This is a genomic window from Stenotrophomonas pictorum JCM 9942 (assembly GCF_001310775.1).
In the GTDB taxonomy this organism is placed as follows: Bacteria; Pseudomonadota; Gammaproteobacteria; order Xanthomonadales; family Xanthomonadaceae; genus Stenotrophomonas; species Stenotrophomonas pictorum.
Window position 1 is genome coordinate 1 of record NZ_BAZI01000151.1, and the last position, 6,631, is coordinate 6,631.

The 6,631-nt window shown below is 68.4% G+C and carries 5 protein-coding genes and 2 pseudogenes; 1 reads left to right on the forward strand and 6 read right to left on the reverse strand.

Annotated features, from left to right (window positions below):
- A partial coding sequence (locus JCM9942_RS09075; protein ID WP_157722840.1) for a GGDEF domain-containing protein occupies positions 1-652 on the forward strand: 652 nt, incomplete at its 5' end.
- On the opposite strand, the pseudogene JCM9942_RS09080 reads toward JCM9942_RS09075, so the two are convergent.
- The 6 genes and pseudogenes from JCM9942_RS09080 to nagZ form a co-directional block, all read right to left on the reverse strand.
- A pseudogene (locus JCM9942_RS09080) lies at positions 653-2,292 on the reverse strand (acyl-CoA dehydrogenase family protein).
- Positions 2,293-2,349: 57 nt separating this feature from the next.
- Positions 2,350-3,594, reverse strand: coding sequence for an FAD-dependent oxidoreductase (locus tag JCM9942_RS09085; RefSeq protein ID WP_083468477.1), 1,245 nt, complete (start codon positions 3,592-3,594; stop codon positions 2,350-2,352).
- A gap of 79 nt (positions 3,595-3,673) precedes the next feature.
- Positions 3,674-3,878: pseudogene (locus JCM9942_RS20215) on the reverse strand (cold-shock protein).
- Between the two features lie 90 nt (positions 3,879-3,968).
- Entirely contained in the window at positions 3,969-4,715 is a 747-nt protein-coding gene (locus JCM9942_RS09095) for an S-methyl-5'-thioinosine phosphorylase (protein WP_054659154.1), read from the reverse strand.
- 127 nt (positions 4,716-4,842) lie between these two features.
- The gene (locus JCM9942_RS09100) at positions 4,843-5,394 is read right to left on the reverse strand and encodes a hypoxanthine-guanine phosphoribosyltransferase (protein WP_054659156.1); all 552 of its coding nucleotides are present in this window, start codon (positions 5,392-5,394) and stop codon (positions 4,843-4,845) included.
- Positions 5,394-6,401 (reverse strand): beta-N-acetylhexosaminidase, encoded by a 1,008-nt coding sequence (nagZ, locus tag JCM9942_RS09105; protein ID WP_054659158.1) that lies wholly within the window; start codon positions 6,399-6,401, stop codon positions 5,394-5,396. The genes JCM9942_RS09100 and nagZ overlap by 1 nt, the downstream gene beginning before the upstream one ends.
- Positions 6,402-6,631: the final 230 nt, after the last annotated feature.

Genomic DNA, 6,631 nt, shown 5'->3' on the forward strand with positions numbered 1-6,631 from the left:
CGCCCAGATCGGCTTCCTGTTCCTGTGTGGGCCAGGCCCCGGGCCGCTGCCGCGCCTGGCCATCGCCGAATCGGCCATGGAACAGCTGTCGCTGGCATTGAGCAACCTGCGCCTGCGCGAATCGCTGCGGCTGCAGTCCATCCGCGATCCGCTGACCGGGCTGTACAACCGGCGCTATCTGGAAGAATCCCTGACCCGCGAACTGGCCCGTTGCGGACGCCGCGCGCTGCCACTGTCGGTGCTGATGCTGGACGTGGACCACTTCAAGAATTTCAACGACACCCAGGGCCACAGCGGCGGTGATGCCCTGCTGGCGTCACTGGGGCAACTGTTCTCCTCGCGCCTGCGTGGCGAGGACATCGCCTGCCGCTATGGTGGCGAGGAATTCACCCTGATCCTGCCCGAAGCCGATGGCGTGGCCGCCGAGCGGCATGCCGAAGAACTGCGACTGGCGGTGTCCCAGCTGTCGGTGCCGTTCAATGGCAAAACCCTGCCGCCGATCACCATCTCGCTGGGGGTGGCCACGTATCCGGAAGACGGCGTGGCCGGCCTGACGCTGCTGCGCAAGGCCGATGCGGCCTTGTACCGGGCCAAGCGCACCGGCCGCAACCAGGTGGTGCGCTTTGATGGACACCTGGATGGCGCGGGCTGATCAGTCTGCAGGCAAGGCCCGGGCCAGTATCCCGGCAATGGGCAGGTGCGCGGGCAAGGCCCCGTAGCACGGCATCGACACGCCGGCGCCCCAGCGGGTTTCAATGAATGCCGCCGCGAACGGGCTGCCCGCGCGCAGCAACGCGGCCGCTTGCAACAGCGTAGCCAGCATGGCCGACAGCTGCCGCGCGACGCCCTCGCCGGGCAGCGCTTCGACCAGCATCGAACGGACACGCTGCACCGCGCTGTCATAGCCGGCATGGCGTCCCTGCCCCTGCGCCAGTTCGTGCAGCAGCGCCGACCGCGTCGCCGGCTCCCGGCCCAACGCACGCAGGACATCCAGGCATTGCAGGTTGCCGCTGCCCTCCCAGATCGAGTTGAGCGGCGCCTGGCGGTACAGCCGCGGCAGCATCGACTCCTGACATAGCCCGCGCCGCCCAGGCACTCCTGTGCCTCGTTGATGAAACCCGGCGCGCGCTTGCAGATCCAGAATTTGCCCAGCGCCGTGGCGATGCGCGCCAACGCCGCCTCGGCGGGATCGTGCCCGGCGGCATCCACCGCCCCGGCCACCCGCAGCGCGAAGGTGGTAGCCGCCTCCGATTCCAGCGCCAGATCGGCCAGCACATTGGCCATCAACGGATGCTCGACCAGCCGTTTGCCGAAGCTGCGCCGGTGCCGGGCGTGATGCAGCGCCTGCGCGAGCGCCATGCGCATCTGCGCCGCCGAGCCGAGCATGCAATCCAGCCGTGTCAGCATCACCATCTCGATGATGGTGGCCACGCCGCGTCCCTCACCGCCCACCCGCTGTGCCCACGCGCCGCAGAACTCGACCTCGCTGGAAGCATTGGCCCAGTCACCAAGCTTGTCCTTCAGCCGCATCAGGCGGAAATCGTTGCGCCGCCCGCAGGGCAGCCGGCGTGGCATCAGGAAGCAGCTCAGGCCGCCCGGCGCCTGCGCCAGCACCAGCCAGCCATCGGACATCGGCGCGGAGAAGAACCACTTGTGGCCGACCAGCCGGTACTCGCCGTCGGTCGCCAACGCAGTGGCACGGGTGGTGTTGCTGCGCACGTCCGAGCCGCCCTGCTTCTCGGTCATGCCCATGCCCAGGGTGATGCCGGCCTTGTCACTGACCGGCACATCACGCGGATCGTAGAACGGCGCGGCCGCCTTGGCGGCCCAGTCGGCCAGCGCCGACACCTGCCGCAGTACCGGCACCGCGGCGTGGGTCATCGTCAGCGGACAACTGGTGCCGGCTTCGGCCTGGTGATGCAGATAGCTCAACGCCGCACGCGCCACGTGCGCGCCGGGCTGGGGCGAATGCCAGGACAGCCCCGCCACGCCCTGGGTCTTGGCCACGTCCATCAGCCGGTGATAGGCCGGATGGAACTCGACATGGTCGATCCGATGTCCCTGCGCATCATGCGTACGCAACCGCGGCCGCTGGCCATTGGCATCGAACCCCAGCCGGTACAGCTCACCGCCGGCCAGCGCCCCATAGCCGTCCAGTACCCCGGCAAACGGCGCGGCGCCCTCGCGGGCCACCGCTTCGCGCAACGCCGCATCATCGCGCCAGAGATTGCGCCCTTCGAACGGCGGCGGCTGGTTCTGGACCACGTGGGTCTCAAACGGTGGCGTAGCCATGGCGATGCCCGGGTGACAGTGTCGGCCCGATTCTGCCGCAACGCCGGGGCCGCCGGGTTACGCGGCCGGTTTTCCCGCCGACAGCGCCAGCGCCTGGATGAAGTCCGGCGCCAGCGGCAGCTTGCCGAACAGGCCTTGCTGGGTTCCGCTCAATACCCGCAGCATGTGGCCGCGACCGCCCGGTAGCCGCCCCATCGGCTGGAACAGCACGTCACGGGTGCGGGCCACCCAATCGCGGTCGGACTGGAAGATCGGCGTCAGCCAGCGGCTCCAGAACTGGTACAGCCAGGCGTGCGCCTTGCGCTGGGCCTGGTAGCGGGCCAGCGCGGCATCCACGCCGTGCTCCGCACGCAGCGCATCGCGCAGCGCCACCGCATCGAGCAGGGCCATGTTCACCCCCTGCCCCAGCTGCGGACTCATCGAATGCGCCGCATCACCGGCCAGCACCAGCCGGCCGCGGTACCAGCGCTCCATTACCGCATCGCGATAGCTGGCCCGTGCCAGCTGGGACTGCATCGTGACATGCTGCAAGCGCTCGCGCGCCTCCGGCCACAGCGTGCCGATCTCTTCCAGCCACGGTTCCAGCCCGGCCTGTTCCCAGGCCGGGAACTGCTCGCGCGGCAGGCTCCAGAAGAAACTCAGCCGTGGCTCGGCATCGCCCGGACGGGTGCCCACCGGCAGCAACCCGATCATCTTGCGCGCGGCCACATAGCGCTGGCGCAGCTCATCGCCATGCGGCCAGCCGCCGCGCGGCAACAGGCACCACAGCGCGCCCCACGGATAGACGCGATCCAGCCGGGTGCCCTGCACCTGCGCGCGCAGTGCCGAGGCCGCACCGTCGGTGGCGATCACCAGATCGAATGGGCCATGCCAGCGGCCGTGGTGGTCCTGCACCCGCCGCAGCGAGTCGTCGATCGCGGTGATGCGGCTGTCGACATGCAACGCCTCGCGCCCGGCCCACGCGGCATCCAGCAGCGAGAACAACGCGCCGCGCTGCATGCCGATGCCACACAGGCGTGCATCCAGCCCGGCGTAGCGCATGTCCATCACCGCGCGTCCGCAGGGCGTCTCGCCATACAGGCGGCGCACCACCGCGCCATGTTCCAGCACCTGCGGCAGCAGCTGCATCTGCCACAGCGCCTGCAATCCGCTGGGCTGCAGCAGGAAGCCTGCGCCTACCGGTCCGGGCGCGGCCGCCTGCTCGAACACCTGCACCCGGTGCCCATCGCGGGTGAGCAACACCGCCAGCGCCTGCCCGGCCGTGCCATAACCGACGATGGCGATATCCAACGCTTTACGCATTTCCGTCCTTGTCATCGCCAGCGTGGGCGACTAAAAAAAAACCCCGCCGCAGCGGGGTTTTCCAGCGCAACCGGGTGAATCACTCGGCCGGCGTGATATTCGAAGCCTGGGCACTTCGGGCCCTGGGTCACGTCATAGCTGACGCGCTGGCCTTCCTGCAGGCTGCGGAAGCCCTTGGAATTGATCGCGGAGAAATGCGCGAAGACGTCGGCGCTGCCGTCCTCCGGTGAGATGAAGCCAAATCCCTTGGCGTCGTTGAACCACTTGACGGTACCGTTCGGCATGGTGATGCGAGACCTTGTTCGATGAATGGATTGATGCACGCTGAATGAAGCGCACAAACGGAGTATGCAAACCTTAAGGCGGGATGACAATCACCCCCGGGCCAATTCACCCACCAAAGTCGGCAAACCCGCCGAGGCGGCTTCAACGTTGGCCAGCACTTCGGCCATGGTGATTTCCTCGGCCTCGCCGCAACCTGCCGCCCAGTTAGCGACAATGGCCAGGCAGGCGTATTCCAGCCCCAGCTCGCGGGCCAGGCCGGCCTCGGGCATACCGGTCATGCCGACCAGATCGCAGCCATCACGGCGCATCCGCGCGATTTCGGCGTTGGTTTCCAGGCGCGGTCCCTGGGTGGCGCCGTAGCAGCCGCCGTCCTGCATCACCACACCCGTGGCCTTGGCCGCCGCCAGCACCCGGGCACGGAACGAAGGCGTGTACGGATGGCCGAAATCCACGTGCAGCACGTCGCTGCCGTCCTCTTCGCACAGCGTGGAAATACGGCCCCAGGTGTAGTCGATCAGCTGGTCCGGGCAGGCCAGCACGCGCGGCCCGAAGTTGTCGGTGATCCCGCCGACGGTGTTCAACGCCAGCACTCGCGTGGCCCCGAGCTGCTTGAGCGCGGCCAGGTTGGCGCGGTAGTTGATCCTGTGCGGCGGGATCGAATGGCCCTCGCCGTGACGGGCCAGAAATGCCACGCGCTGGCCGTTCAACAGGCCGACCCGGACCGGGCCGGACGGCGCGCCGTAGGCGGTCTGCACCTCGTGGCTGCGCACCTCATCCAGTGCGGCCAGCGTGTAGACACCGGTGCCGCCGATCACCGCCAGGGCGATATGTTCCATGCTTGTTTCCTGATGCATTTCAATCATGACGTCTGGCGCGGCGATGGCGGCCAGACGTCATCTCCGGCAGCGCCACTGCGCCCCTTCCTCGCACGGCGGGCACCCGGGGCGCCCGCACAGCGCGGTCTTATTCCTTCATCGCGTAGATGGCCGGCAGCGGACGCAGCGCTTCGCTGACGTCCATGCCGAAACCGAACACGAAACGGTCCGGCAGTTCGATCCCGGCATAATCGGCCTTGACGTCCGACAGGCAGCGGTCGTGCTTCTTCACCGTCAGCACGGCGATGCGCACGTCGGTGGCGCCCTGCTCGATGCACCACTGGCGCACGCCCTGCAGGGTGAAGCCTTCATCGAGGATGTCATCGACCAGCAGCACGCGACGGCCGAACAGGGCGCTGACCGGGCGGTGCTTCCACACCAGCTCGCCGCCATTCTCGCCGTGATAGCGCGAGGCCTGCATGTAATCGAACTGGGCGTCCTGGCCGCGTGCGCCCAGCTCCAGCGCGAGCTGGCCGGCGAACGGCAGCGCGCCATTCATGATCGACAGGAACACCGGGACTTCGCCCTTGTAGTCGCGGGCGATGGCATCGGCAATGGCGGCGATGGCGGCGTCGATGGTGGGACGGTCGACCAGCAGATCGGCCTGGGCCACGGCTTGTTCAAGAGTGAGTTTGGACATCAGGCGGTTCTTCCAAGGGTTTCAAGCAAACGGTTACGGGTATCGCCATGGCGGGCATCGGCCAGCAGGCCGCCCCAGGCCAGTGCGCCATGGGCGATCAGGCCCAGCAGCGCGGCGGTATTGAGGCTGCGGCCGCTCACGGCCTGCAGTGATTCTTCGACCAGTTCCGGGTGGCAGACCAGCACCACATCGCAACCGGCATCCAGATGGGCATCGACCCGGCCCTTGACGCCACCGGCCGCGAACGAGGCCGCCATGCCGATGTCGTCGGAGAACACCACGCCGCGGAAGCCCATCTGCTCGCGCAGGATCTGGTTGATCCAGCGCGGCGAATAGCCGGCCGGCTCGGGGGCGACCTGCGGGTAGATGACATGGGCCATCATCACCGCATCGGCCCCGGCGTCGATGCCGGCGCGGAACGGCAGCAGGTCGTGGGCTTCGATTTCGTGCAGCGGACGCGGATCGATCGCGGTGTCGACATGGGTGTCTTCGCGCACCGTGCCGTGACCGGGAAAATGCTTGAGCGTGGCGGCCATGCCGGCGGCATGCATGCCGCGCACATAGGCCGCGGTCAGTGCCGCGACCACCTGCGGATCTTCGGCAAAGGCGCGGTTGCCAATGGCCAGATTGCCGTGGCCCACGTCCACCACCGGGGCGAAGCTCAGATCGATGCCGCTGGCGCGGATCTCGCTGGCCATCAGCCAGGCATGCTGCTCGGCCAGCGCCAGCGCGGCCGCCGGATCGGTGGCATGCAGCTTGCCCAGTACGTCCAGTGGCGGCAGATCGCTATAGCCTTCGCGGAAGCGCTGCACCCGGCCGCCCTCCTGGTCCACCGCCAGCAGCAGCGGACGCGTGGTCGCGGCGCGGATGGCCGAGGTCAGCTCGACCACCTGCGCACGCGAGGCGAAATTGCGCTTGAACAGCACCACGCCGGCGACCGCATCATGCTGCAGCCAGCCGCGCTCCTGCGCGGTCAGTTCAGTGCCGGCGACGCCGATCAAAAGCATGCGGGGGCTCCAGTTCGCCGCAAACCGCGGCGTAGCGGCGCATTGTCGCAGATGGCGCCCGCCGCGTCAGACTCCGCGCTCAGATACTGCAGCCGTCCGGCCCGCAACCCGGTTCATCCTGGCCCGGCGCAACGGCGCGGGCCCGCTCGACGGCGACCTTGGCCAGCACCTCGGCGAACGCCTCCGGTGGCTGGCGCCCTGCACCGCATAGCGGCCATTGATGACGAAGG